General features: G+C 46.5%; 27 protein-coding genes. 2 read left to right on the plus strand and 25 right to left on the minus strand.

Annotation, left to right across the window (positions count from 1 at the left end; genetic code table 11):
- Positions 1-21: 21 nt before the first annotated feature.
- From floA to gpr, 17 genes are all read right to left on the minus strand, one after another.
- Entirely contained in the window at positions 22-1,014 is a 993-nt protein-coding gene (gene floA / locus AB1K91_RS13525; protein ID WP_093727808.1) for a flotillin-like protein FloA, read from the minus strand.
- Positions 1,014-1,712, minus strand: a complete 699-nt coding sequence (locus AB1K91_RS13530; RefSeq protein ID WP_413090482.1) for an NfeD family protein — start codon at positions 1,710-1,712, stop codon at positions 1,014-1,016. The genes floA and AB1K91_RS13530 overlap by 1 nt, the downstream gene beginning before the upstream one ends.
- 164 nt (positions 1,713-1,876) lie before the next feature.
- Positions 1,877-2,323 carry a GatB/YqeY domain-containing protein gene (locus tag AB1K91_RS13535; protein ID WP_413090484.1) on the minus strand — a complete coding sequence of 149 codons (447 nt, stop codon included), beginning with the start codon at positions 2,321-2,323 and terminating at the stop codon, positions 1,877-1,879.
- A 21-nt stretch (positions 2,324-2,344) separates the two neighbouring features.
- Positions 2,345-2,518 carry a 30S ribosomal protein S21 gene (gene rpsU / locus AB1K91_RS13540; protein ID WP_077308578.1) on the minus strand — a complete coding sequence of 58 codons (174 nt, stop codon included), beginning with the start codon at positions 2,516-2,518 and terminating at the stop codon, positions 2,345-2,347.
- A gap of 139 nt (positions 2,519-2,657) precedes the next feature.
- Entirely contained in the window at positions 2,658-3,323 is a 666-nt protein-coding gene (gene deoC / locus AB1K91_RS13545; RefSeq protein WP_413090486.1) for a deoxyribose-phosphate aldolase, read from the minus strand.
- Between the two features lie 26 nt (positions 3,324-3,349).
- Complete coding sequence (mtaB, locus tag AB1K91_RS13550) at positions 3,350-4,696, minus strand: tRNA (N(6)-L-threonylcarbamoyladenosine(37)-C(2))-methylthiotransferase MtaB (RefSeq protein WP_413090488.1); 1,347 nt, start codon at positions 4,694-4,696, stop codon at positions 3,350-3,352.
- 10 nt (positions 4,697-4,706) lie between these two features.
- Positions 4,707-5,453: a 16S rRNA (uracil(1498)-N(3))-methyltransferase gene (locus tag AB1K91_RS13555; RefSeq protein ID WP_413090490.1), complete on the minus strand. Its 747-nt coding sequence runs from the start codon at positions 5,451-5,453 to the stop codon at positions 4,707-4,709.
- 15 nt (positions 5,454-5,468) lie between these two features.
- The gene (prmA, locus tag AB1K91_RS13560; RefSeq protein WP_413090492.1) at positions 5,469-6,407 is read right to left on the minus strand and encodes a 50S ribosomal protein L11 methyltransferase; all 939 of its coding nucleotides are present in this window, start codon (positions 6,405-6,407) and stop codon (positions 5,469-5,471) included.
- Between the two features lie 19 nt (positions 6,408-6,426).
- The gene (gene dnaJ / locus AB1K91_RS13565; RefSeq protein ID WP_413090493.1) at positions 6,427-7,551 is read right to left on the minus strand and encodes a molecular chaperone DnaJ; all 1,125 of its coding nucleotides are present in this window, start codon (positions 7,549-7,551) and stop codon (positions 6,427-6,429) included.
- Between the two features lie 149 nt (positions 7,552-7,700).
- The gene (dnaK, locus tag AB1K91_RS13570) at positions 7,701-9,518 is read right to left on the minus strand and encodes a molecular chaperone DnaK (RefSeq protein WP_413090495.1); all 1,818 of its coding nucleotides are present in this window, start codon (positions 9,516-9,518) and stop codon (positions 7,701-7,703) included.
- A gap of 36 nt (positions 9,519-9,554) precedes the next feature.
- Entirely contained in the window at positions 9,555-10,115 is a 561-nt protein-coding gene (gene grpE, locus AB1K91_RS13575) for a nucleotide exchange factor GrpE (protein ID WP_413090497.1), read from the minus strand.
- Positions 10,116-10,181: 66 nt separating this feature from the next.
- On the minus strand, positions 10,182-11,207 hold the full coding sequence (gene hrcA / locus AB1K91_RS13580) for a heat-inducible transcriptional repressor HrcA (RefSeq protein ID WP_413090499.1): 1,026 nt from the start codon (positions 11,205-11,207) through the stop codon (positions 10,182-10,184).
- Positions 11,208-11,283: 76 nt separating this feature from the next.
- Positions 11,284-12,444 (minus strand): radical SAM family heme chaperone HemW, encoded by a 1,161-nt coding sequence (gene hemW, locus AB1K91_RS13585; RefSeq protein WP_413090684.1) that lies wholly within the window; start codon positions 12,442-12,444, stop codon positions 11,284-11,286.
- A gap of 61 nt (positions 12,445-12,505) precedes the next feature.
- Positions 12,506-14,326 (minus strand): translation elongation factor 4, encoded by a 1,821-nt coding sequence (lepA, locus tag AB1K91_RS13590; protein WP_413090501.1) that lies wholly within the window; start codon positions 14,324-14,326, stop codon positions 12,506-12,508.
- A gap of 114 nt (positions 14,327-14,440) precedes the next feature.
- Positions 14,441-14,755 carry a hypothetical protein gene (locus AB1K91_RS13595; RefSeq protein WP_413090503.1) on the minus strand — a complete coding sequence of 105 codons (315 nt, stop codon included), beginning with the start codon at positions 14,753-14,755 and terminating at the stop codon, positions 14,441-14,443.
- Positions 14,752-15,948, minus strand: a complete 1,197-nt coding sequence (gene spoIIP / locus AB1K91_RS13600; protein WP_413090505.1) for a stage II sporulation protein P — start codon at positions 15,946-15,948, stop codon at positions 14,752-14,754. The genes AB1K91_RS13595 and spoIIP overlap by 4 nt, the downstream gene beginning before the upstream one ends.
- Positions 15,949-16,031: 83 nt before the next feature.
- A complete protein-coding gene (gene gpr / locus AB1K91_RS13605) occupies positions 16,032-17,117 on the minus strand; it encodes a GPR endopeptidase (protein WP_413090507.1) in 1,086 nt (361 codons plus the stop codon).
- Positions 17,118-17,281: 164 nt separating this feature from the next.
- On the opposite strand from gpr, the gene rpsT reads away from it, so the two are divergent.
- The gene (gene rpsT / locus AB1K91_RS13610; RefSeq protein WP_413090509.1) at positions 17,282-17,548 is read left to right on the plus strand and encodes a 30S ribosomal protein S20; all 267 of its coding nucleotides are present in this window, start codon (positions 17,282-17,284) and stop codon (positions 17,546-17,548) included.
- A 62-nt stretch (positions 17,549-17,610) separates the two neighbouring features.
- Here the strand turns inward: rpsT and holA are convergent, their stop codons facing one another.
- The 4 genes from holA to AB1K91_RS13630 form a co-directional block, all read right to left on the minus strand.
- Positions 17,611-18,648 carry a DNA polymerase III subunit delta gene (gene holA, locus AB1K91_RS13615; RefSeq protein ID WP_413090511.1) on the minus strand — a complete coding sequence of 346 codons (1,038 nt, stop codon included), beginning with the start codon at positions 18,646-18,648 and terminating at the stop codon, positions 17,611-17,613.
- Between the two features lie 270 nt (positions 18,649-18,918).
- Positions 18,919-21,171, minus strand: a complete 2,253-nt coding sequence (locus AB1K91_RS13620; RefSeq protein WP_413090513.1) for a DNA internalization-related competence protein ComEC/Rec2 — start codon at positions 21,169-21,171, stop codon at positions 18,919-18,921.
- Positions 21,168-21,743, minus strand: coding sequence for a ComE operon protein 2 (locus AB1K91_RS13625; RefSeq protein WP_413090515.1), 576 nt, complete (start codon positions 21,741-21,743; stop codon positions 21,168-21,170). The genes AB1K91_RS13620 and AB1K91_RS13625 overlap by 4 nt, the downstream gene beginning before the upstream one ends.
- Before the next feature lie 66 nt (positions 21,744-21,809).
- Positions 21,810-22,436 carry a helix-hairpin-helix domain-containing protein gene (locus AB1K91_RS13630; RefSeq protein ID WP_413090517.1) on the minus strand — a complete coding sequence of 209 codons (627 nt, stop codon included), beginning with the start codon at positions 22,434-22,436 and terminating at the stop codon, positions 21,810-21,812.
- Positions 22,437-22,531: 95 nt separating this feature from the next.
- Here AB1K91_RS13630 and comER point away from each other — a divergent pair, with 95 nt between their 5' ends.
- Positions 22,532-23,356: a late competence protein ComER gene (gene comER / locus AB1K91_RS13635; protein ID WP_413090519.1), complete on the plus strand. Its 825-nt coding sequence runs from the start codon at positions 22,532-22,534 to the stop codon at positions 23,354-23,356.
- Positions 23,357-23,405: 49 nt separating this feature from the next.
- Here the strand turns inward: comER and AB1K91_RS13640 are convergent, their stop codons facing one another.
- The 4 genes from AB1K91_RS13640 to AB1K91_RS13655 are packed head-to-tail and all read right to left on the minus strand — an operon-like array spanning position 23,406 to position 25,648.
- A complete protein-coding gene (locus AB1K91_RS13640; protein ID WP_413090520.1) occupies positions 23,406-24,164 on the minus strand; it encodes a class I SAM-dependent DNA methyltransferase in 759 nt (252 codons plus the stop codon).
- Positions 24,164-24,520 carry a ribosome silencing factor gene (gene rsfS / locus AB1K91_RS13645; RefSeq protein ID WP_413090522.1) on the minus strand — a complete coding sequence of 119 codons (357 nt, stop codon included), beginning with the start codon at positions 24,518-24,520 and terminating at the stop codon, positions 24,164-24,166. Before rsfS ends, AB1K91_RS13640 begins: the two co-directional genes overlap by 1 nt.
- Positions 24,520-25,092, minus strand: coding sequence for a bis(5'-nucleosyl)-tetraphosphatase (symmetrical) YqeK (yqeK, locus tag AB1K91_RS13650; protein ID WP_413090523.1), 573 nt, complete (start codon positions 25,090-25,092; stop codon positions 24,520-24,522). Before yqeK ends, rsfS begins: the two co-directional genes overlap by 1 nt.
- Positions 25,079-25,648, minus strand: coding sequence for a nicotinate-nucleotide adenylyltransferase (locus AB1K91_RS13655; protein ID WP_413090524.1), 570 nt, complete (start codon positions 25,646-25,648; stop codon positions 25,079-25,081). Before AB1K91_RS13655 ends, yqeK begins: the two co-directional genes overlap by 14 nt.
- Positions 25,649-25,656 lie beyond the last annotated feature (8 nt).

Here is a 25,656-nt window from a genome sequence, read left to right on the forward strand (position 1 = left end):
GCTCCTGCCACCTTTCTAAACTTAAACCTCATCCTCGTCTTTATCGCCTTTGGATATACCTCCAATGCTGTCACGCATTGTCGTATCGGCATTGATATTCTGGTAGTTCATATAATCCATCACACCCATATTTCCGGAACGGAGCGCTTGGGCAAGCGCAAGCGGTACATCAGCTTCCGCTTCAACGACTTTCGCGCGCATTTCCTGTACGCGAGCCAAGTTTTCCTGCTCTTGGGCAACGGCCATAGCGCGACGTTCTTCGGCTTTTGCCTGTGCAATATTCTTATCTGCCTCAGCCTGATCCGTTTGAAGTATCGCACCGATGTTCTTACCAATATCAATGTCGGCGATATCGATGGACAGTATCTCGAATGCAGTACCGGAATCCAATCCTCGCTCTAAGACGTTATGAGAGATCTTATCCGGATTCTCTAGTACATTGCTATGGTTTTCCGAACTACCAATCGTGCTGACGATCCCTTCACCGACACGGGCAATGATTGTATCTTCCCCAGCACCACCGACTAGGCGGTCGATGTTGGCACGTACTGTGATTCTGGCTTTTGCCTTCACTTCGATACCATCAATAGCCACACCAGAGATGAACGGTGTTTCGATCACTTTCGGGTTAACACTCATTTGAACGGCTTCCAGCACATCACGGCCTGCCAGATCGATTGCTGCTGCGCGTTCGAATGATAATTCGATGTTTGCACGATGTGCCGCAATAAGTGCATTGACGACACGATCGACATTACCTCCTGCTAGGTAATGGCTTTCCAGCTGGTTTGTATCGACTTGGAGACCCGCTTTATGGGCCTTTATCAAAGGACTGATGACACGTGATGGAATAACGCGTCTCAAACGCATACCGACTAGTGTGAAGATGCTGATACGTACTCCCGCTGCCAGGGCGCTGATCCATAAAGCCACTGGTACAAAGGTAAATAGGATAATCAATGCGATCAAAATGACCGCAGCAATGATAATCGGTACAAGAATATCCTGACTCATTATTTTTCCTCCTCGTTCGTCACGGAACTGACGATTATTTTTACGCCTTCTGTACGGATAACAACTATTTTTGATCCTTTGGCAACATACCTGCCCTCCGTGATCACATCCATTTCCCTGCCCTCAATCTCAGCTGTTCCAGTCGGACGCAGCGGCGTTTTGGCCACACCATGCTGGCCAATAAGAGCGGTCAAACTCGGAAGCGTATCCGATTTGAGTGTTTCTTGGAGGATCATTGGCTTAAACATGCCTTTTTCGAATCCGACAATGCGAATCACATAGATGACGGCTGCGATGGTTACCACAAATGCGATACTGACGCTGATCATCATATCGGTCGTGTCCGCTGCAATACGAAATAAAGCCCACAGCAGCCCGATCATGCCAAGTATGCCCATTATTCCTCCGGGTACGAATAATTCCAAGACAAGTAAAATGATGGCTGCAGTCAAAAGCAGAATATCCGTACCTGTTGCAAGCCCTCCTGCAATGTGGCCGTATAAAAATATACCACCAGCAGCGATACCTAATATTCCGCCCGCCCCGAAACCAGGCGTGAACATCTCGACTGCCAAGCCAGCAAAGGCGATAGAAAGCAGGAGGGTCACGAGGACCGGAGATGTGATCCACGCTTGCATAGTATCGTTAAAGGTATGCACCGCCGTTTGAAGGCTCCCAAGCGTGATATATTGCAACATGTGAATCCTCCTGACCAACTGGTTTCGTTTACAGTTGTTATGTACAGTAACTTATACGCCTGAATGGAAAAAAGGTTTCATTTATTATTATATATTCATAAAAGCAAAAATCCCAATCAGTTGATGATTGGGATTTTTGCTTCAGATATTCATATAACTATCAGTTAAGACAAGTGCTTATTCACGATTTTATTAACTAAAGAACCATCAGTTTTGCCTTTTACTTTCGGCATGACAGCGCTCATCACTGAGCCCATGTCTTTCTTGGAAGTAGCTCCTACTTCCGCGATGGTCTGTTTAATAATGTCTTCAAGTTCTTCTTCCGAAAGCTGTTCTGGCAAATAATCTTTCAGAACTTGAAGCTCCGCTTCAAGCTTCTGAACAAGATCATCGCGTCCAGCTTCTTGAAATTCTTGGAGGGAATCTTTTCGTTGTTTTACCTCACGAGATAAAACGGTAAGTTCTTCATCTTCTGACAGCGTGTCATTACCAGTACGAATTGCTTCATTCTGCAGGGCAGCTTTCACCATGCGGATAACGCCGAGCGTATCCTTATCCCTTGCTTTCATCGCAGTTTTCATATCCTGGTTCAGACGTTCTGTTAATGACATATCTCTTTGCACCCTCTTTGCTTACTTACGCTTTCTAGCCGCCTCAGATTTTTTCTTGCGACGTACACTAGGTTTTTCGTAAAATTCACGCTTACGGTATTCAGATAGAGTACCGCTTTTAGAAACAGTGCGCTTAAAGCGACGAAGAGCATCTTCAAGAGACTCGTTTTTGCGAACGCGAGTAGTGTTTGACATGCTAATTTCCCTCCCTCCGAAGCATACAACAATGTGCTATCTCATATGCACTGCTGCATATGTCTTTGCTCATTATAATATAATGCTAAAACCTGGTCAATAGAAAGGTGCAGAAACATGCACCTTTCGCAAATACTTATCAATAATCGCTGCTGCCAGCTTCACCTTTGATGATCTGGACACCAGCACTTGCACCGATACGAGTGGCTCCTGCTTCAATCATAGCCAGTGTGGCTTCGCGCTCACGTACTCCACCGGATGCTTTGACACCGATATCCGGCCCCACTGTCTTACGCATGAGTCGAATGTCGTCCACTGTAGCCCCGCCTCCGGAAAAACCAGTCGATGTTTTGACATAATCAGCGCCGGCTTTGACAGCAAGCTGACACGCAGTCACTTTTTCTTCTTCAGTGAGCAAGGATGTTTCGATGATCACTTTTGTCAGAACTCCTGCAGCCGCTTCGACAACAGCTCGGATATCCGCCTCCACCGTCGCCAAGTCGCCTGACTTCAAGGCCCCGATATTGATGACCATATCGATTTCCCCTGCGCCTTTCTCGATTGCATCCTTTGTTTCCAAAGCTTTGACTGCAGTTGTGGACGCTCCAAGCGGGAATCCGATTACGGTGCAAACCTTCACATCAGTACCATTCAGCTGATTGGCACAATGAGATACCCAGTACGGATTGACACATACAGAAGCAAATTTATGCTCTGCGGCTTCCTGGACGATCACATCGATCTGTTCCTTGGTAGCATCCGGCTTTAGTAATGTGTGATCAATATATGCTGCGATATTTTCCAAGAGAGATAACTCCTTTTGTAATCAAGTTAAATAGTAACGCTTGCTTCCTCATCATCCATGACGCGGACAAATTGCCCTTCATTGTACGGATATCCGGCTTTTGTCAGTTTCACACGGACAATTTTACCGATCATATCCGGTGTCGCCTCGAATTTCACCTTCAGATAGTTATCCGTATATCCTACATACAATGAATCGGATTCGTTTGCATCATACAATTCTTCCGGAATGACTTCGAGTACTTCATTCTCGAACTGAGATGCGTATTCTTTTGCTTGCTGATCAGAAAGCGCGATCAGGCGATGGACACGTTCATTCTTAGTCTCATCATCCACTTGATCCGCCATACGTGCAGCAGGTGTACCGGTACGCTTGGAATATGGGAACACATGGAGTTCGCTATAGCCGATTTCCTGGATGAAGCGATATGTTTCCATGAATTCCTCTTCTGTCTCCCCTGGAAAGCCTACGATTACATCACTTGTAATGGCGAGATTCGGTAAAGCTTTTTTTACTTTTTCAATCTTGCTGCGGTAAAAATCAGATGAGTATTTACGGCGCATCCGTTTCAAGACGGTATCCGAACCAGATTGGAGCGGTATATGAAGATGGCGGACAATCTTTTCTGATTCATCCAACACTTGGATGACCTCATCTGTTATCTGGCTTGCTTCAATGGAAGAAATACGGATCCGTTTCAATCCACGGACATTCGCTTCCAATTCACGCAGCAATTTAGCGAAATTATAATCCTGCATGTCCTCGCCATAACCGGCAGTATGGATACCGGTCAGGACGATCTCCTTATAACCGGCATCAACAAGCTGCTGAGCCTGCTTCAAGACATCTTCCGGCTTACGGGAACGCAGCAGTCCGCGGGACCAAGGTATGATACAGAAGGTACAGAAATTATTGCAGCCTTCCTGGATTTTCAAGGACGCACGAGTACGGTCTGTGAAAACCGGTACATCCATTTCCTCGAAGACGCGGTTCTTCATGATGTTGGAAACACCGTTGATCGGTTCCTTTGTCTTTTTGAATCCCTCGATATGATCGATCATCTTGTCACGGCCTTGCGTACCTACAACGATATCGACTCCCGGAATCTCCATGATTTCTCCAGGTGAAGTCTGTGCATAACACCCTGTGACACAGATGACACCCTCAGGATTTTTACGTACTGCCCGGCGGATGACCTGGCGGCTTTTTTTATCCCCTGTATTGGTAACGGTACACGTATTGATGACATAAACATCTGACTGATGATCGAAATCGACCCGCTCATAGCCTTGGGCCTTGAACTTCTGCCAAATACCTTCCGTCTCATAATGGTTCACTTTACAACCTAATGTGTGGAATGCCACTGTAGGCATGAAAAACACCTCATTCTTCAAAATGGTACGATAGACTAGCCAACATATACAAGGGTGCGGTTTCCGTGCGCAGGATCCGGGGTCCAAGCCTGATCGGCACAAAACCCGCACCCTGAAGGGAATCTGCTTCCGCTTCACTGAAACCGCCCTCCGGTCCGATTACGACAAGTACAGTTTCAGAGGGAGAAATCCGCTGAAATATGGAACGGAGCGGTTCTGCCTTCAAGCCTTTTGCGGCTTCCTCATAAGCGAACAATTTATGCTTGTATGTATCGCTGCTGTCAAGCAGCTCTTGGAAGGATCGCACATCTTCAACTACCGGAATAATCAGACGGCTGGACTGTTCTGCTGCCTCTTTGGCAATTTTCTCAAGTCTGATCCGCTTCTTATCCTTCTTTTTCTCATCCCATTTTACAACGGATCTGGCAGCTTGAAAAGGAACGAATCCAGCTGCTCCAAGTTCCGTTCCCTTCTGCACGATCCATTCCAGTTTATCGCCTTTAGGCAGACCGTGGGCAATGGTTACTGCTACCGGCATTTCCGTATCAACGTCGACTTTTTCCGAAACAGAGACAGTGACATGATCCGGTGACAGCTCAGTAATCTTGCATTTTGCTGCATATCCTCCCGGGTGGACACAGATGATCTCATCACCCGGCTTCATCCGCATGACCCGATTGATATGATGTGCATCTTGTCCGTCCAGCATGATCCGGTCGTCCTGCCATTTGGCAGCTTCTACGAAATAGCGCTGCATCCTTTCACCTCTGCCTTAATTCTTCTTTGCAATGATGGCGACCCAATCTTCCATTTCATTGACTTCGACAATATCAAAACCTGACGCTGTCAAGGCATCTTTAACCTCGTTTTTCTTCTGACTGATAATGCCGCTCGTAATGAACAGACCGCCTGGTTTGATCAGTTTGTATGCATCATCTGTGAATTTCAGGATGATTTCAGCCAGAATATTCGAGACGATGACATCAGCTTCAACATCTACACCTTCAAGCAGGTTATTCGGCCGCGCCGTAATGCGGTCGGCAGCTTGGTTCAGCTCCGCATTTATCTTCGTGCTGTTCACTGCCACATCGTCAAGATCAAATGCATGCACATGCCCGGCGCCAAGTAGAACGGCAGCAATGCTCAGGACACCTGAACCGGACCCAACATCGATGACGATGTCACCTTTTTTCACAAAACGTTCAATTGCCTGGACACTCAAAACCGTGGTCGGATGTGTACCTGTTCCAAAAGCCATCCCTGGGTCGAGTTCCATGATCACTTCATCACTGGCAACGGGTGCATACTCTTCCCACGTCGGGATGATGGTGAACTTTTCGGAGATCTTCACGGGCTTATAATACTTTTTCCAGGCAGTGGACCAGTCTTCTTCATCCACTTCACTGACGGATACTTCATTGGCACCGATATCAATCTGATATTCGCTCAGATTGGAGATTGCTGCTTTGATTTCGTTTACCGTTTCATTCAGAAAGCTGTTCAAAGGCAAGTATGCTTTGACAAAAATACCTTCTGCCGGATAATCGTCCGGATTCAGTTCATAGATTTCACCGAATGTCGTTTCATGATCTTTGACCAAATCCTCCGGGTCCTGGATCACGACACCGCTTGCCCCTGCTTCGTGCAGGATATTCGAAATCGGCTCTATTGCTTCATTCGTCGTATGGATACACAGCTCTGCCCATTTCACGCACACGTCACTCCTTTAATTAAGACTCACCCTTGAACGCACGTTTCATACGTGTAAAGATGTTGTCATGCTGTTCGTCAGTCGGTTCATTCCCACTGATATCGTTCAGTTCACGAAGGAGCTCCTTCTGACGGTCAGTCAAATTCGTCGGTGTCACGACACGAATTTTGACATGCTGATCCCCTTGACCATATCCGCGTACATTCGGTGAACCTTTGCCTTTAAGGCGGAATGTTCTGCCAGTCTGGGTACCGGCAGGAATCTTGAGATTAACTGCCCCATGGACTGTCGGCACTTCCAATTCATCACCAAGTGCGGCTTGGGCGAACGTTATCGGCATTTCACAATAAATATTGTCTCCGTCGCGGTCAAAGAACTCATGGCTGCGGACTTGAATGACTACATATAAATCTCCTGGAGGTCCGCCATTGACACCCGCTTCCCCTTTTCCTGATACACGGATCTGCTGGCCATCGTCAATACCTGCAGGAATATTGATGTGAATTTTATTGCGTTTGCGTACACGGCCGGAACCGCCACATGTCTTACATTTGTCCGGAATGATTTTACCTGTTCCGTTACATGTATTACACACACGTCTATTCACCACACGGCCGAATGGCGTGTTTTGTTCCACATTAAGCTGGCCGCTTCCGTTACAATGCGTACACGTTTTCGGCTGGGTACCAGGCTTTGCCCCTGAACCATGACATGTATCACATTCTTCTTCTTTCGGAATCTCGATATCTGTTTCTTTACCAAAGATCGCTTCTTCGAACTTAAGCGTCATGGTGTATTGCAAATCAGCGCCTTGACGTGGCGCATTCGGATCCTGGCGTCGTCCTCCGCCGCCAAAGAACATATCGAAAATGTCGCCAAAACCGCCAAAGTCCTGTGCTCCGGCACCACCGAAGCCTTGGCTTTGCGGACCAGCATGGCCAAATTGATCGTACTGGGCACGTTTTTGTTCATTCCCGAGCACTTCATATGCTTCTTTTGCTTCTTTGAAATGATCAGCTGCATCTTCAGCCTTGTTTACATCTGGGTGGTATTTGCGCGCAAGTTTACGATATGCTTTTTTGATTTCTTCCTTGGAAGCGTCTTTTCCAACACCAAGCACATCGTAGTAATCCCGCTTACTCACTGACAATCACTCTCCCGACTCTCTCTTATACATAAATTTTATCATACCATTAAGCCTTATAGGCATCAAATACTCTAAACATGTAACAAGTCAAAGCCTGCTCTAAGCGGCTTTGACTTGTCGGGTGTCACTTATTATCAAATATAAGTTTATTTTTTATCGTCGTCGTTCACTTCGGAGAAATCAGCATCCACGACATCATCATCCGCGTTATCTGTGCCTTGTGCTTGCTGAGCCTGTGCTGCTTGCTCATACAATTTAACAGACAAAGCTTGAACTTGTTCGGAAAGCGCATCTTTCTTCGTTCTGATATCTTCGATGTCGGAACCTTCCAATGCTTTTTTCAGTTCCTCTTTCGCTGCTTCTGCTTTTTGTTTGTCTTCTTCGGAAACATTTTCCCCAAGATCTTTCAACGTCTTATCGGTTTGGAAGACAAGCTGATCTGCTTCATTGCGAAGATCTACTTCTTCACGGCGTTTTTTATCTTCATCCGCATTTTCTTCCGCTTCTTTCACCATACGCTCTACTTCTTCATCAGAAAGACCTGAAGAAGACTTGATTGTGATGGACTGCTCTTTGTTTGTACCAAGATCTTTTGCACGCACGTTAACGATACCGTTGGAGTCAATATCGAAGCTTACTTCGATTTGCGGTACACCGCGTGGTGCTGGCGGAATATCGGACAATTGGAATCGGCCAAGCGTTTTGTTGTTTGCCGCCATCTCACGTTCCCCTTGAAGTACGTGGATGTCTACAGAAGGCTGGTTATCAGCAGCTGTAGAGAATACTTGGGATGCGCTTGTCGGGATCGTCGTGTTGCGTTCGATCAATTTCGTGAACACGCCGCCCATTGTTTCGATGCCTAGGGAAAGCGGTGTTACGTCAAGAAGCACGACGTCTTTGACATCCCCTTGCAAGACACCGCCCTGGATTGCTGCACCAAGTGCTACCACTTCATCCGGGTTAACGCCTTTGGATGGCTCTTTACCAGTTTCTTTTTTGATTGCTTCCACAACTGCCGGAATACGAGTGGAACCACCGACTAGGATAACTTTGTCGATTTCGCTAGCAGAAAGATCTGCATCACGCAATGCTTGACGAGTAGGTCCCATTGTACGCTCTACCAAGTCAGCAGAAAGCTCATCGAATTTCGCACGGGAAAGGGAAAGCTCCAAGTGAAGCGGCCCTTCTGCACCTGCAGTGATGAACGGAAGGGAAATCTGAGTCTGTGTTACCCCGGAAAGATCTTTCTTCGCTTTTTCAGCTGCGTCTTTCAAGCGCTGCATAGCCATTTTATCTTTGGAAAGGTCGATGCCATTCTCTTTTTTGAATTCCGCAACTAGATGATCGATGATTACTTGGTCGAAATCATCACCGCCAAGACGGTTGTCACCTGCAGTGGAAACTACTTCAAAAGTACCGTCGCCGATATCCAAGATGGAAACGTCGAATGTACCGCCGCCAAGGTCATACACAAGGATAGTCTGATCTTCTTCTGTATTGATACCATAAGCAAGTGCTGCTGCTGTCGGTTCGTTGATGATACGTTCCACTTCAAGACCGGCAATTTTACCAGCATCTTTTGTTGCTTGGCGTTCTGCATCGTTGAAGTAAGCAGGAACTGTGACAACTGCTTTATCAACTGTTTCACCTAGATAATCTTCTGCGAAAGATTTGATATACTGCAAGATGATTGCAGAAATTTCTTGAGGCGTGTAGGACTTGCCTTCGATTTCTACTTTGTAATCCGTACCCATGTGACGTTTGATGGATTGGATTGTGTTCGGGTTTGTGATCGCCTGGCGCTTCGCCACTTCACCGATTTGTCTTTCCCCGTTTTTGAATGCCACAACGGATGGAGTTGTGCGGTTGCCTTCCGGGTTCGGGATGACACGCGCTTCTCCACCTTCCATGACAGACACACAAGAGTTTGTTGTTCCTAAGTCAATACCAATGATTTTACCCATTTTGTATTTTTCCTCCTTCAAAGCGTATGTAGTGCTTTATTGATTCACTTGAACCATAGCCGGTCGGATGACACGGTCTTTTAGCTGATAGCCTTTTTGCAGTTCCTGTACGACCGTATTCGGTTCGTATTCGTCGTTTTCCACCTGCATGACTGCTTGGTGCAAATGTGGATCAAAAGGCTGTCCGACTGATTCGATAGCTTCGATTCCTTGCTGTTTGAAAGCATCCAACAATTGACGATGTACCATACGGATACCATCGACAAAACCTTTGTTCGCTTCTTCTTCCTGGACAGTCTGAAGTGCGCGATCCAAGTTGTCGACTACTGGAAGCAAGGCTTCCGCCAAATCTTGTGATCTATATTTGCTGGCAGCTTCTTTTTCCTTCTGTGTACGCTTGCGGAAGTTATCATACTCTGCCTGCAAGCGAAGCAGACGCTCGTACATGTCGTTTTTCTCCTGTTCGAGCTGGGCTAGCTTTTCACTGCCTTCATCGTTCGTTTCAGATTCCTCAGCCGGAGCTTGATCGATCACTTCTGCCTCGACAGCTTCCTGCGCTTCGGTTTCATTCATTTTTTCTTTTTCTTCATTTGCCATGATGGTCACCTCCTGAAAAGCATTGCTTATATGAAAGGCTTGCCGAAAAAGCAAGCCATATTCAACTCATTGCTGCCAATCCTGATAAGCATTGGTCAGTTTTCTCGTTAAGACATGCATCAGCGACATTACACGGGAATATTCCATCCTGGTCGGTCCAAGCAATGCGACCGTCCCCATATGTGTGCCATCCGCTGTGTAACTGGCAGTGACAAAACTGCAATCCTGCATCGCATCCAGCTTATTCTCCGTGCCGATGGAAACATGCAAACCGTTTTGTTCTCCCTTGAGAAGCTGGGCTATCGTTTCGCCTTCTTCTATCATCGTATATAGGGTCCGCAGCTTATTCAAGTCCTGAAAATCAGGCTGCATCAAGATATTCGTCTTGCCGCCGAAATAAAGTTTGAGTGGCTGCTGGGTTTCCATGAAGGAACGCAGATAAGCAAAAATCGTATCATAATGTGCGGTATGCTGCTTGAGCAGATCCTGCACCTCTGCTTTCAGCCTGCCGGGCACCATCATAAGCGGCACACCAGCCAAGCGGTCATTCAGGATATTAACTGCCTTTTCCATCTCAGCATGATCCATTCCATCTGGAATACGGAAAGATCTGTGTTCCACATGACCGGTGTCTGTCACAAGAATCATGACAGCACTGAAATCAGATAAATTCAGAATCTGAATGTGCTTAAGCTTCGTCTTTAGCATTTCGGGTCCAAGTATGATGCTTGTATAATTGGTCAGCTCTGATAACAGCGCTGCGGACTGCTGGACGACTTCTTCCATCTCCCGTATATTCGCAGAGAATGTCTGTTTGATTGCCGACGTATCCTGTCGCGTCAAATGGAATGGTGTCAGTAGATGATCCACGTAGAAACGGTAGCCTCTTTCGGAAGGGATTCTTCCAGATGAGGTATGCGTCTTCTCGATCAAGCCAAGCTGTTCCAATTCAGCCATATCATTGCGGATCGTCGCGGCACTGTAGGCAACGTCCTGCTTATTGGAGATGGCACGCGAGCCTATTGGCTGCGCCGTTTCAATGAAATCATCGACTATGACCTGAAGGATACGCAGCTGTCTTTCTGTCAGCATGATCATCACCTCGATTAGCACTCTGGTTCAGGGAGTGCTAAATATACATATAAGGTAACAAAGCCTATTAAAATTGTCAATTCGAAACGCTTGCTGGTTCTTCTTCCAAAAGGAACTCCTGGAATACATCATTTCCGAACAAGAAACCGTCTTCTGTCATCGCGACATGATCAGCATCTTCTATCAGCCAGCCCTTGCTGATCAACAAATCGAGGGGCTTTCGGTAAACATCGGTAAGCCCGATACCGAATTTTTTACGGAAAGCTGCTTTACTCACACCCGTCTTCTTGCGGAGACCGAGGAATAGCTCTTCTTCGATGCGCTCTTTGCGGCCGATCGATTCCTCATGCAGTACAGGAATGCCATTCTCATTCGCTTGTTTCAGATAAGCTGGGAGCGGGCGGATATTGATGATTCGACGGCCTGGCAAATAGCCATGCGCTCCTGCGCCAAGCCCGTAATAGAAGTCATTATTCCAGTATGCAAGATTGTGCTGACTTTCTTTGCCGGGCACTGCAAAATTGCTTACCTCGTACTGCTGTCTGCCATGTGCCTTCATTTCGTCACGCAGCAGATTGTACATGCTTGCTTCCAACTCTTCCGGTGCTTTCTTCAATGTTCCCTTCTTATAACGCTGATAAAAGACCGTTTTTGGCTCGATTTGCAGCGAGTAAGAAGAATAATGCGGCAAATCGAACTGCAAAGCCTCTTCCACAGTATGTCCAAACTGTTCCAATGTCTGTCCTGGCAGCGCATAAATCAAGTCGATACTGATGTTGTCAAAACCAGCCTGTTTCAGAAGATCAAGACTTTGATATACATCCTTCACCCGGTGGACTCGTCCGATTGCTTCGAGCAGTTTATCATCAAACACTTGCACACCAAGTGAGATGCGGTCCACTCCGTACATTTTCAAAAGTTTCGCCTTCTCCAACGTCAAATCGCCAGGATTGGCTTCAAACGTATATTCATTGGCTGCATGAACATCGAACGCTTTGTCGACACTTTTCAAAACATGTTCAAGCTGCTGCATATTCAAAGCTGTCGGCGTTCCTCCACCGACGAAGATCGTCTTCATTTGCTGTCTGTTCGGAATGTAATGCTCCATTTCCTTCCTTAATGCTTTAACATATTCATCTGCACTGTCTTCCCGGTAAAAAAACTTCGTAAAATCGCAATAGTGACAGAGCTGTTCACAAAATGGTATATGGATATAAGCGGATTTCACTTCGTTCATCATGCTGCCTCCTTCCGCAATGACAAACCCTTGCCGGATAAGGACAAGGGTTGTTTGTTTTTTATTCGTCGTCCATTTGCAGGATGGCCATGAATGCTTCTTGCGGAACTTCCACGGAACCGACCATCTTCATGCGTTTCTTACCTTCTTTTTGTTTCTCGAGCAATTTACGTTTACGCGAAATGTCCCCGCCATAACATTTGGACAGGACATTCTTACGCATCGCTTTGATATTGGAACGGGCAACGATCTTGTTTCCGATTGCAGCCTGAACCGGCACCTCGAATTGCTGGCGCGGGATCAGCGTTTTCAGCTTCTCAACGATCGCTTTACCACGTTCGAAAGCAAAATCGCGATGCACGATGAAGGACAGCGCATCGATTGTGTCGCCGTTCAAGAGAATATCCATCTTCTGCAGCTCACTTGGTTTGTAGCCGATCAATTCATAATCGAAGCTTGCATAGCCTTTTGTCTGGGACTTCAGCTGATCAAAGAAATCATAAACGATCTCAGAAAGCGGAATTTCATAAACGACATTCACTCGGACATCATCGAGATACTGCATATCCTTGAAATCGCCGCGTTTCTTCTGGCAAAGCTCCATGACAGTCCCAACATAATCATTCGGCACCATAATTGTCGCTTTGACATACGGTTCCTGCACCTCAGCACGTGATTGCGCATCCGGCATCGCAGCTGGGTTATCAACACGTACCTCGCTGCCGTCATTCAAAATGACATTGTAGATAACGCTTGGTGCAGTGGTGATCAAGTCGATATTGAATTCACGCTCGATTCGCTCCTGGATGATTTCCATATGCAAAAGCCCAAGGAAACCGCATCGGAAGCCAAATCCCAGCGCTTGGGATGTTTCCGCTTCATATTGCAGGGAACTATCATTCAATTCCAATCGCTCCAACGCTTCCCGCAAATCATTATAATTGCTTGCATCAACCGGGAATAATCCGCAATATACCATCGGATTCAGGCGGCGATATCCGGGCAGTGGCTCACTGGCAGGATTGTTGGCCAATGTAATGGTATCCCCCACCCGCGTGTCACTTACGTTTTTAATGGAAGCTGTCAAATAGCCAACGTCACCAACGACCAGCTCGTCCTTTTGTACCGGCGCCGGATTGAAAACACCTACCTCATTGACTTCGAATTCCTTGCCAGTTGCCATCATGCGGATCTTATCGCCTACTTTGACCGAACCTTCTTTGATACAAGTATACGCCACAACCCCGCGGTAGGAATCATACAAAGAGTCGAAAATCAATGCTTTAAGCGGTTCTTCCACTTCACCTTTTGGCGGCGGGATGCGATCCACGATCGCCTCAAGGATTTCTTCTATCCCAATTCCAGCTTTGGCTGATGCCAAAATTGCGTCACTGGCATCGATGCCGATGACATCCTCGATTTCCTGTTTGACCCTCTCCGGATCAGCACTCGGTAAATCGATCTTATTGATGACCGGGATGATTTCCAAGTCATTATCCATTGCCAAGTAAACATTGGCCAATGTCTGCGCTTCGATGCCTTGCGCAGCATCCACTACAAGGATTGCCCCCTCGCAGGCTGCCAAGCTCCGGGATACCTCATATGTAAAATCGACATGTCCCGGTGTATCTATCAAATGGAATATATATGTCTCTCCATTTTCCCGCTCATACTGAAGCTGCACGGCGTTCAGCTTGATTGTGATACCACGCTCTCTTTCCAGATCCATCGCATCCAGATACTGCGCCTTCATCTCACGCGCAGTAAGGGCTTTCGTCTTCTCCAGAATACGGTCAGCCAGTGTCGACTTCCCGTGATCGATGTGGGCAATGATCGAGAAATTCCGCACATGCTGCTGATTTCGTCTGTTCTTCTCTACCAATCAAAATCACTCCTAAATTGTCCGAAGCTGCCGTTTGAGTGGCAGCCCTAACAATAACTAGCATTGATTATAGCAATTGCGCCTAGTTTATTCAATGTTTTTAGACGCTTAGTTTCAGCCGAACAATGCATTGGAAAGCTGTTCGATGGCCGTGATGATACCCGAACAGATACCGGTGAAGATACTTCCAAGACCGCTTGCAAGTTGCTGCACAATTGATCCATCCGCATTTTCATCCGTCACAGGTGCCGTCTGTTCGATCACAGTCGGTTCATTCGCAAGATCAATAGCAGCCGATGCAGTCAGCTGTGCTTCTTGCTGTTCTGCTGCTGGCAGTTGATTTTGTTGAACGTCTTCTTTTTCCATACCTATCAGGATACCGCCAAAAAATAATACCAGCATTGTCAGTGCAATCACCACATATTTCATTCCGCTTGTCCTCCTTGGACTTTTTCTGCTTCCCAGTAATAGTCGGCAAATATTTCCGCAAACAATTCCGCAGTCCGCTGTGCTTCTTCCAAAGTATTTTCCGCTCCGCCTATTTCCAGGAGAGCTGCATTGTCTGAAACATCCTGATTATAAACTCCATCGACTCCCGCTCCTTGTTTCGTGATGACTCCCCGACTTAAGCCTGGATATTCATCTTCAATCTTTTTGTGCAAATCCGTCGCCAGCTTCAAGTTTTTTTCATAGTCTTTATTTTCTGCGCCGACAACAAAGACTACTTTTGCGTATGTTTCTCCGTCAATTTCCTTGGTTGTATCCTTTCGCTTCAGACTGTCCCGATGGATGTCAAATACGAAAGAAACATCTTTATGCTCTGCAACAGCCGCCTCCACTACTTCTCGTGAAGCTTCATAGGATTGGTGATAAGCCATTCCTCTTTCATTAAGGATAGCTCCTATATCCGTTTGATCCGTGATCGTGCCGATTCCGAGCTCTTCCAGCCTTTTTGCCAATGCCTCCCCAGCGTGCGTCACATTGGCATTCTTGTTATAGGCGTTTTCTTGCTGCTGTGCGTCAAGTGAAGGTAAATACGACTCCTGGTTATGCGTATAGTAGATATAAACCACATCTTTTCCGTCAGTTGAAGGTGCTGGCTCCGTTCCCTCACTATCTTCTCCCGTTCTTTGCTCCTCTTCGACTGGTGTCTCTTCTTCTTGCTCTTGGACAGGTTCTTCTTCGATGACATGCTCCGGCTGACCGGATTCAATCGGCAAATTGGTATAGTTTGTCCCTTCTCCGGCAATGACTATCTGGTTCTCATATAAAGAAAAACCTGGTATCTCGGAGCCAAGCAGCGTCCGTGGATCATCCGGTTTGATTGTTGTCAGCATCTGCAGGAAAACATTAGACAGCTGAATAGGCGGAGCTTCTTCGGGCCGGACACTTCGGAAGATCTTACTTTCATTACCTAGTATGTCCAAATAAACGGTGCTGTCCAGTTGCCTTGTCCAATCCGTCAACGCCTGAGACGATAGCCGATATGCTGGTCCGGCAGTAGTGAGTGCTGCTATACCTGTCAACAGACAAAGGACGGCACTGATGAGGATGAGTGTCCGCTTATAGATGAACAGTACGCCTGAACGCTTTCGCTGAAAGCTGTTCCTTTTTTTTCCCACGAAAGAAGCTCCTCTCTTTTTGAATCTAGTTGAACTCTACTAGAATCTATGAGAGAAGAGCTTGAAGTAGAACCTCTAATAAATCAGCGGGTATAATCCGAAATATTCGTCGGATCGACCTTTTCGTGCAAGGCTCCATTGATGCCTGCAGCGATGACATGTGCCATATCGGCTATGAAACCATCCACTTCTTTTGGCGTAACCATCAGATTAGACCCAAGCGGTGTCAGCACTTCATGAATCAGCTGACGTTTTTCCTCTTCCGTAAGTCCTCCTATCATACCGAATATTGCTTGACGCTGTTCTTCACTTGGCAAATCCTCGTCCGTCAGTTCCTTTTTACCAAAACGCATACCTGCAGGGACAAGTGCTTTTGAGGGTTTATCCTTTTCTTTCCATTCTTTGCCGAAGTGCTTGAAAAGATAATCGATTGTATCACTCGTGATGGTGACTGCATCGACAACTGTAGGGACACCAACGCTGAAAACAGGAATGCCCAACGTATCCTTGCTGAGCTCTTTCCGCTTATTCCCCACACCAGAGCCTGGATGGATGCCTGTGTCGGATAGCTGAATCGTACTATTTACGCGACTGACAGAACGCGCCGCCAAAGCATCCACCGCTATGACGAAATCTGGCTTCGTTTTTTCGATGATGCCGTGGATGAGAGTGCTCGTCTCGATACCCGTTGTTCCCATTACCCCCGGCGATACAGCAGAAACAGGTCGGTATCCGTCCGCCACGGATTCCGGCTGCAACTCGAACAGATGGTTTGTGACCATGATTTTCTCGATTACTTCCGGTCCGAGAGCATCCGGCGTTACATTCCAATTCCCAAGTCCGACGATCAAACCAGTCGCATCTGTCGGAATATCGTTTTCAGCCAGCATTTGTTCAAGCTCTTTGGCAAGTACAAGCGCTGTCTCTTCCTCCTGTTTCGTATCTTGATTCTTGATCGCTTCTGTATGGATGGTAATATAGATGCCGGGTTTCTTCCCGATTTGCCTTGCGCCTTCTTCGTTCACTTGCACGTAATTGACGGTGATACCTTCTGTTTTTTTCTCTGTCACCGAGATGCCTGCTGCCGTTCCCTGTTTCTTTTCACTAGATGTATAAATATCTTTCGCTTCGATAGCTAAATCCGTCCGTACTTGCAGATGCTTTATCAAAACCATCCCTCCACCTTTCACAAAAGTCTGCATTAGCATAAGCAGATTGTCCGCAATTCATACGAAAAGTGATAGGTTCAGTGAAAAGAATTGTTGAAAACATCGCTCCGCTTTGGTACAATGGCTTTTGTTGTAAGATGAATTGTGCCGGAGGTGAAACAAACATGGCAAATATTAAATCAGCGATTAAACGCGTTCGTGTAAACAACGATAGCCGTCTAAGAAACCAAGCTTTGAAAAGCGACTTGCGTACTGCAGTGAAACACGTGGAAACTGCTGTTTCCAACAATGATGCTGCAGCTGCTAAAACAGCGCTTCTAACAGCTTCCAGCAAAATTGATAAAGCTGCACAAAGTGGTGTCATCCACCGCAACAAAGCTAACCGTCAGAAGTCTAACTTGACTAAAAAAGTTAACGCTCTTGGCGCATAATATGCTAGAAAAGCGATTCCTTTAAGGAATCGTTTTTTAATAGGAAAAAGCCCGGTGCCTCATCAGACCATCCGGGCTTTCTTTCGTTTCATCACAATCTGCTGCAGCAGCAGTTCAAAAGCAAGGTTCTTATCCATACGTCCCTGTTTCAAATCAGCATCCGTTTCGGCGGCCAAGAAGAGGATCTGCTTCAATTCTTCTTCCGAAAAATGCGCTTCCCGCTTCAGGGCCAGCTTGACTACAAATGGATGAACCTTCGTCACTTCCGCCATCTTTGCTTGATTGTATCCTTTGTGCTTCAAGAGCTTCACATGCAAAATCGTCCTGAACTGGGAAGCAAGCAGCGCTATCAAGGCAATCGGTTCTTCCTTCAGTTTGATCAGATCATGGAAAATATAAATTGCCTTAGCCAAGTCACCCGCCATCAGTGCATCAACCAGCTTCAAGCCCGAGCTCGTTTGCTGATGGGATACCAGTTTTTCTGCCATATCCAAAGTGACTGTTTTTCCCTCTCCTGCATAAAGTGCTAGCTTTTCAATTTCTCCTCGCAGCATGGCAAGATCAGTCCCAGCTTCCTGAATGAGCAAATCCGCTACCGCATCCTCCAGCTCGATTTGATTCTCCTTGCTCAATGTGCCTATCCATTCCGACAAGTCCCATTCCTTTACAGGCTGACAAGCGACAGCTTGTCCTGTTTTCTTGATGAGCTTGACGATTTTCTTTCGTTCATCCACCTTCTCATATGGAGCAAGCAAAACGAGTGTCGTCCAGTCAGCTGGATTTTGTGCATACTGCTCCAGACTTTCCAATCGATGATCAATGGCAGACTTATCCGGCTTTGCTTTCAGGAAGAATGGATGATAAGCGAGAATCAATTTTTGTTCACTGAAGAATGAATATTCTTCTGCATCCGCGATTACTTCCTGGATGGGTGTTTCCTCCAAATCGTAAACTGAAACATTCGTACCGTCGGAAAGGGCGAATTGTTTCTCTAATTTTTCCTTTATATCCTGCATGAAATAGGACTCAGTGCCATATAGTAAGTATATAGGGGAAAAATCCTTTTTCTTGATTGCTTTTAAAGCGTCGGTATATGACATGTTCTCACTCCTACGTAATCCTATTGTTTATCGTATCGACAAACCAAGAGAAACGCAAGGTGGAAACAGAGGAGAACAAAGGAATGTCCCCCTCTTATCTATATGAACGCTCTTGTTAGCCAGCTCCGGATGCTGTAACACGAAGCGGTGTTTTCTTACCTCTAGGTTAACCTGTTAGTTCGCATGTTATTGGTGACAACTCTTGCTAATCGAGGGAAGTACCTGTTGCAAAGAGGGAAGTTCATATGCCTCATTTATAACTACCGTATTCTATGGGAGGAACGGGTTAAATGTGCCTGTCCCTCCAGAGAAGGCATAGACGACAGCCCCATCCGTATCTGTTCGCCAGATACGGATGTTTTGTTTTTTCAGTGCCTGTATCACCTCCGGATGAGGATGTCCATAGCGATTGTTCCGGCCAGCCGAAATAAGCGCCGTCTTTGGCTGAACAAATGCAAGGAAATCCGGGTCGGTCGATGTATCGCTGCCGTGGTGGCCGACTTTCAGTACATCCGTACGTAATGACGGATAACTGCGGATAAGCTCCTTTTCTTCATCCTTTCCTATATCTCCGGTAAAAAGCCAGCTCTTGCCACCAAGCTTTGTATACATGACAAGCGAATTTTTGTTTGGATCCTTTTTATCCCTTACAGGCGCCAGCAACTGAACTTCCCAGCCTGGAAGCCTCAGCATCTCTCCAGCTTGCCAAGGAATTATCTCTGTATCTTTATCCCATTCACGTGCTTTGGATTCATCAAAATGGACCGAAGTTCTTACCCAATCCACGTGAAATTTCTCAGTCAGCTTGCCGATACTGCCGATATGATCATGATCCGCATGACTGGCGAAGATGCCATCCACTTTGACGATCCCCCTCTCATAAAGATAAGGTTTGATCACTTGCTCAAAATTCTTGTCTGTCGGTTTGAAGTCCATGCCGATACTGCCCGCCGCATCTATGATATAAATACCCTTACGATACGGCAATTCAATCACAAACGCATCTCCTTGACCGACATCAAGCATTGTCACGTACCCGGTATTGCTCGTATACGGCAGCAACACTGCTATAAGCGGTATGACAGTAAGGAAAGCGCCATAACCGATGGCATTTTTCCGTCTGCCCTTCTCCCAAGCGGAACAGAATAAAACAAGGACAGCAAAATAAAGCAAAGAAAGACCTACCGGAAGTTTTCCAGTAACCCAAGGATAAAAAGCAGCCGAATCCACCCATTCGATGACACGGATCACGAAATCATTCAAAAAACGAAATACCTCTCCCAATAGCGCAGCAGCTTGCGGCCATGGAAAGAGCAGGATAGCGATCAGCAAAAGAAGCGGAATAGCTATAAAGGTATAAAAAGGGATGGCCAAAAGATTCATCAAGACAGAAAGCGGATTGAGGAAGTAAAATTGAGAGACCTGGAGAGGCAGGATGACAAGCTGGCTTAATAAACTCGTTTCCAGCAGTGCACTGGTGAAAGATCCCGTATAAAGTCGGGCAGACAAAAGCAGTGCCAAGCTGACAAGAAACGAAAACTGAAAACCGACATGAAACAAATAATTTGGTTCGAGGACAAGCAAAAGCATAAAAACAATACTGATACTATCGATGATCGGCAGCCGGATTCGAAATCGCATCAGCAGCATAATGAGCATCACCATCAAGGACGAACGCCAAACAGAGGGTTCTCCGCCGGCAAAGACGGGATAGACAGCGAGGAAAACAAATAAAAACCAATAAGACTTCTCTATCGTAAGCAGCTGCAGCTTTGTCAAAAGAAAATAAATAATCGCTGAAAATAATGCGATGTGCATACCGCTTATGGCTAGGATATGTGATAAGCTCCAGCGATTGAAAAGCTTGATTGTTTCCTCATTCATATTGCTGTCTTCCCCGGCAATCATGGCCTGCATCCACGCTGCCGTATCGGTATCGAGTCTCTGGTCAGCTTCTTGTAAAAATGCAGCGCGGGCCTTTAACAAATGGCTGAATGGTGATGCTCCAGCACAACTTATATCTTCCTTGTCTTGAAGCTTCATTTCATAAAAGACCCCTTGCCGCTCCAAATAGTGACGATAGTCGAATTGACCCGGATTGGTGGCAGCATCGGGCTGGACAAGCCTTCCTTGCATCGTGCATGTTGCACCTGTCGTCAAGCCTTGCAGCCCCTCTTGTTCGTTTTGTTTGAAAAATGTCACCTGAATCGAGGCTGAACCGGAAGGATCCTCGGCTATGAAACGGATGCGTTCATTTGTTTCTGAATGGTCTGAAATAGGGGAAGTAAGCTGAATCGTTTCTTCCAGCGGCAGATCAGGGGGAGTTGATTGTCCGAGGATGCTGTTTACGAAGAATATCAGTGCAGCGAATAGAGATAGGAGGAATGCTCGGAGAGGGATGCGTTTTGAATGATATAGGAGGAGCAGCCAGACTATTGCTGCAGGCAATAAATATATGGATAGGGAATGCGCCAGCATGCCCACAAGGGCTGCCAGCGCAACAATATGCCATCTCCCGATCATATTCGTTCTTTAGATGGAAGTTGATAGCGTGACACAGCTTCCTCGGCAAGCTGCAGACTTTCCGTATCACCAGCCTGTTTGAGCTTGTCCACGACCTTTTCCATCAGATCACGTGTTTCTTGCGGCTTTGTATCCACTACCACTGTATCAAGCGCTACTTGCTCCGTCCTGATACCTGCTTCGGCAAAGAGATCTACTGCATAAGGGTGATTTTTATAGTCACTTGCATAATAAACGGTCTTGATACCGGCCTGAATCAAGGCTTTGCAGCATTGCAGACATGGAAAATGTGTGACGTAGATTTCCGAACCTTCTGTTGGTACACCGAATTTTGCACATTGTAAAAGAGCATTCATTTCCGCATGCACTGTCCGTACACAATGGCCATCGATGACATAACAGCCTTCGTCGACACAGTGTTTGCTGCCCGTGACGCTGCCATTGTAACCGCCGGCTATGATCCTTTTATCCCGGACAATCGTCGCACCCACCATGAGTCTTTGGCATGTACTTCGCAAGGCCAATAAGTGACTTTGCGCCATAAAGTATTGATTCCATGCTATCCTTTCCATGACACTTTGCCACCTTTCCTTTACTAGAGTAAGTGTACAACCCGACTCCCCATCCGTCAACCGACCTTACAAGCTGATTTGATCCTTCATATTCTCCAGTGATTTCTCCCCGATACCTGGCACCTCGGTGAGCTGGTCGATGGAAGTGAACGGACCGTTTTCCTCCCGGAAGGCAATGATAGCTTGCGCTTTCGCTTCTCCAACACCATTAAGTTCAGTCAATTCTTCGGCATCCGCTTGATTGATGTTGATTTTGTCTGGTGAATCGCCGCTTGAACCTTCCGTTTGTACAATTGTTTCTGCTTCCCCGACAGCAGCGACATAGATCACCTGTTCATCAGCTATGCGCTGGGCAAGATTGATACTACGCCCTTCAGCCTTATCCGTCAGCCCACCAGCTGCTTCTAATGCCTGTTCCACCCTGCTATCAGCATCAAGCTCATATACGCCCGGATCACGGACCTCCCCTTTTATATCCACCATTACTTTCGAATCATCTGCTGTATTCTCTCCTGCATTCCCATTCCCATCGGGTCCTGCATCCTGTTGCAGCAAAACCTCTGCTGGATCTGCATCCTTTTCCAGTGGTCGCATCGCTGGATCTCCTTCAAGCTCTTTGATCCAAGTGACAAATACAATACAAATGATGACCGCTAACAGCAAAAGCCAGCTGTACTGCTTAAGTAGGTGCATGTTGACCTCCTTTCATATTCCATAAGCCAAATGCATATAATCGATAACAGCGTAATAAGGAAACAGGCAGTACATGAGCAGAGGAGGAGTTTGGAATGACGAAGTGGGGACTAATCGGAGTTGGCAATATGGGTGGTATGCTATTGGAGACATGGGTGAACTCTGGCGCAATCGCTCAGGATGATATCATGATTTTGAACCGTTCTGCTGAAAAGTCTTTGCAATGGAAAAAGTCTTTTCCATCCATCCACGCAGCAGATTCACTCAGCCAATTGACAGATTATGCCGACATTATATTTCTATGTGTGCGACCGCCGCATCTGTCGGGAGTATGTCACGAGCTCCGTCCTTTCTTAAAAGAAAATCAAGTACTCGTGTCGATCACAAGCCCATTCTCCACACAAGAACTCGAAGCGCTTGTCCCATGCCAAGTGGCACGTGCAATACCAAGCATCACGAACAGAGCTGCATCCGGTGCTACCTTGCTGACTTTTGGGGCCAGCTTGACCAATCGGAATAAAGCCTGCCTTATCGATCTTATCAGCACCTATTCAAACCCGGTATATATCCCGGAAGACATAACCAGAGTGTCCTCGGATATCGTTTCCTGCGGACCTGCTTTCTTCGGTTATCTCGCACAGCGCTTCATAGACGGAGCAGTGAGTGAAACAACTATTTCGAAAGAGCAAGCAACGCATCTGACTTCCGAAATGCTGATCGGACTTGGTAAGTTATTGGCAGACGGACATTACACGTTGGAAGAACTGATAAGGAAGGTTTGTGTGAAGGGCGGCATAACCGGAGAAGGCATTGCAGTATTGGAAAAAGAAACGACTGATCTGTTCCAGCTGTTGTTCCAGGCAACACATAACAAATTCCATGAAGAAAAGGATGCCATCAGGAGAGGGCTGTACAATTAGGGATTCGACGCGCAATCCGTTTTTCCTGCACAAAAAAAACCAGGCAGCATCATGCCCCCTGGTTTTTCAAACATGCAAAAAATAGTCGATCCGCTTCTTCTAAATTCTCCGTTCGTGTTATATCGAAATCGCCATATACACCGGAAACTTGGAAGCCAGCTTCTTCAAGCCAGGATATATATGAATCAATGGGATATGTACGCTGATGATGATATTCGTCAAATCGATCATATTTATCCGAGTCCATTTCTTTTGTGAAAAAGGTAAGGTCATGAAATACCTCTCCTTGTTCTTCTCCTGCTTCACAGAACCAAGTATACGAGAGATCTTCATGGATTTCCGCGAAAACCTGACCAGCCAAATCTTCTTCGATATGCCTCATACTATGAACATCGAACAGAAAGACACCACCAGGAGCAAGCATATCCCAGATGTTTGAAAATGCTTGCTTCACATCTGCTGACGACGTGATATAGTTGATGACATCAAACATGCTGATAGCAGCATCCGCTTGAATTGTCTCCAATTCCCTCAAATCCTGCTGGATCCAGCGAACCTGCTGCTCCGTATCCCTGGATGCTGCATAGGCGAGCATATTCTCGGATTGATCGATACCCGTCATATCATAACCTGCCTTTGCGAGCTGCCTGGTGACAAATCCAGTTCCACAGCCCAAATCCGCTATTTCTTTGATATCGATATGGGCATGTTCCTGGAATATTTGCTGCATGAACTGCTGCCAAGGAGCATAAGGCGCATCCTGCATCAGACGCTCATATACGGCAGCAAGCCGTTCATAAGCTGCCATCAGCTTTCCTGGGAGAATACCGGTTCGACTTGCGGTGCATCTCCCCATAGACGTTCCAAGTTATAATATCTGCGTTCGTCGATGTGGAAGACATGGCATACGACATCCCCAAGATCGACCAGCACCCATCTGGACTGCTCCAATCCTTCCAGCCGTTTCACTTGTCCGCCATTTTCCTCTGCTTTTTCTTTGATTCGTCTGGCGATGGCCTGCACTTGCCGTTCGCTCGTTCCATGACAAATCATGAAGTAATCAGCAATCAAGGAGACCTCCTTCATGTCCAAAAGGACGACATCTTCCCCTCTTACCGCATCCGCGGCATTTGCAGCTAATTGTGCTAATTCAATACTTTCCATTAAGCGTTACCTCCAGTAGAGTTTAATAAATCATTATAAGCATGGAACGTGTCCGGATAGACTTTCCGTTCCAGCGAGACAAGCATGTTGATGGTATTGCGCGAAGCCATCCAGCAAGCCTTATCCAAATCTTTCTCACTAACTTTACGCACTTCATCCACACCTGGGAATGCACGCCCAGGTTCAATATAATCCGCAAGAAATACGACTTTATCAAGTACCGACATACCAACACATCCAGTTGTATGCACAGAGATGCTATGCAGTACTTCCGGATCGCTGATGCCCACTTCACGTTTAACCATCAGTGCTCCAACCGGTCCATGCCATAGTTCATGATGGTAATCCAACAAGTCCTTTGGCAGCTGTTCCGCTATTATCCATCGTTTCATTTCCTCAAGCGGCCGATACTTTGCATAATCATGGAAAATGGCGGCAAGCTCCGCCTTCTTCTCATCCGCACCATATTGTTTTGCCAGTTTGATACTTGTATCCATTACACGGATAGTATGTTCATACCGCGGTTTCTTTAATTGTTTCTCAACGATCGCCAATGCTTTATCTCTTTGCATACAGCTTTTGCTCCTTTATGATATCGAACACTGCACCCGAAACAAGATAATGTACAGGTGCACCCTGTTCAACACGTTCACGGATCATGCTCGAGGAAATCTCAAGCTCCGGGATATCGACGTAAGTGACCGGATAGGTAGTCATCAGTTCATAGCCCGGCCGGCCGACGCCTACAAATGTCAGCTTGTCAACCAAGTCATCGATACGACGCCATGTGTGCAGACTCTCCACCAAATCGGCACCGATGATGAAATGGAATGCAGTATCCGGATGCAAGTCCTGTAACAGTTCCATTGTATCAAATGTGTAGGATTTGCCTAAACGATCCACCTCAATCGATTCCATGCGGAAATATGGATTATCCGCTATTGCCGCCTCCACCATCTCGAGACGTAAAGCCGCATCGGTTCGGGACTTTCTTTTATGCGGCGCTTCGTATGCAGGAATGAACCAAACTTCATCCAAGCCCAGTTTGTACTGGACTTCCTGCGCAATGAATAAATGTCCCAAGTGGGGAGGATCGAATGTCCCCCCCAATATTCCGACTTTTTTCATGACTTACT

Origin of the sequence: Terribacillus jepli (genome assembly GCF_047228925.1) — a bacterium.
In the GTDB taxonomy this organism is placed as follows: domain Bacteria; phylum Bacillota; class Bacilli; order Bacillales; family Amphibacillaceae; genus Terribacillus.

Coding starts and splice junctions, on each gene's coding strand:
- floA (WP_093727808.1), bottom strand. CDS start 1,014: ATGAGTCAGGATATTCTTGTACCGATTATCATTGCTGCGGTCATTTTG.
- AB1K91_RS13530 (WP_413090482.1), bottom strand. CDS start 1,712: ATGTTGCAATATATCACGCTTGGGAGCCTTCAAACGGCGGTGCATACC.
- AB1K91_RS13535 (WP_413090484.1), bottom strand. CDS start 2,323: ATGTCATTAACAGAACGTCTGAACCAGGATATGAAAACTGCGATGAAA.
- rpsU (WP_077308578.1), bottom strand. CDS start 2,518: ATGTCAAACACTACTCGCGTTCGCAAAAACGAGTCTCTTGAAGATGCT.
- mtaB (WP_413090488.1), bottom strand. CDS start 4,696: ATGCCTACAGTGGCATTCCACACATTAGGTTGTAAAGTGAACCATTAT.
- AB1K91_RS13555 (WP_413090490.1), bottom strand. CDS start 5,453: ATGCAGCGCTATTTCGTAGAAGCTGCCAAATGGCAGGACGACCGGATC.
- dnaK (WP_413090495.1), bottom strand. CDS start 9,518: ATGGGTAAAATCATTGGTATTGACTTAGGAACAACAAACTCTTGTGTG.
- grpE (WP_413090497.1), bottom strand. CDS start 10,115: ATGGCAAATGAAGAAAAAGAAAAAATGAATGAAACCGAAGCGCAGGAA.
- hrcA (WP_413090499.1), bottom strand. CDS start 11,207: ATGCTGACAGAAAGACAGCTGCGTATCCTTCAGGTCATAGTCGATGAT.
- hemW (WP_413090684.1), bottom strand. CDS start 12,444: ATGAACGAAGTGAAATCCGCTTATATCCATATACCATTTTGTGAACAG.
- AB1K91_RS13595 (WP_413090503.1), bottom strand. CDS start 14,755: ATGAAATATGTGGTGATTGCACTGACAATGCTGGTATTATTTTTTGGC.
- rpsT (WP_413090509.1), top strand. CDS start 17,282: ATGGCAAATATTAAATCAGCGATTAAACGCGTTCGTGTAAACAACGAT.
- holA (WP_413090511.1), bottom strand. CDS start 18,648: ATGTCATATACCGACGCTTTAAAAGCAATCAAGAAAAAGGATTTTTCC.
- AB1K91_RS13620 (WP_413090513.1), bottom strand. CDS start 21,171: ATGATCGGGAGATGGCATATTGTTGCGCTGGCAGCCCTTGTGGGCATG.
- AB1K91_RS13625 (WP_413090515.1), bottom strand. CDS start 21,743: ATGGAAAGGATAGCATGGAATCAATACTTTATGGCGCAAAGTCACTTA.
- AB1K91_RS13630 (WP_413090517.1), bottom strand. CDS start 22,436: ATGCACCTACTTAAGCAGTACAGCTGGCTTTTGCTGTTAGCGGTCATC.
- comER (WP_413090519.1), top strand. CDS start 22,532: ATGACGAAGTGGGGACTAATCGGAGTTGGCAATATGGGTGGTATGCTA.
- AB1K91_RS13640 (WP_413090520.1), bottom strand. CDS start 24,164: ATGGCAGCTTATGAACGGCTTGCTGCCGTATATGAGCGTCTGATGCAG.
- rsfS (WP_413090522.1), bottom strand. CDS start 24,520: ATGGAAAGTATTGAATTAGCACAATTAGCTGCAAATGCCGCGGATGCG.
- yqeK (WP_413090523.1), bottom strand. CDS start 25,092: ATGCAAAGAGATAAAGCATTGGCGATCGTTGAGAAACAATTAAAGAAA.
- AB1K91_RS13655 (WP_413090524.1), bottom strand. CDS start 25,648: ATGAAAAAAGTCGGAATATTGGGGGGGACATTCGATCCTCCCCACTTG.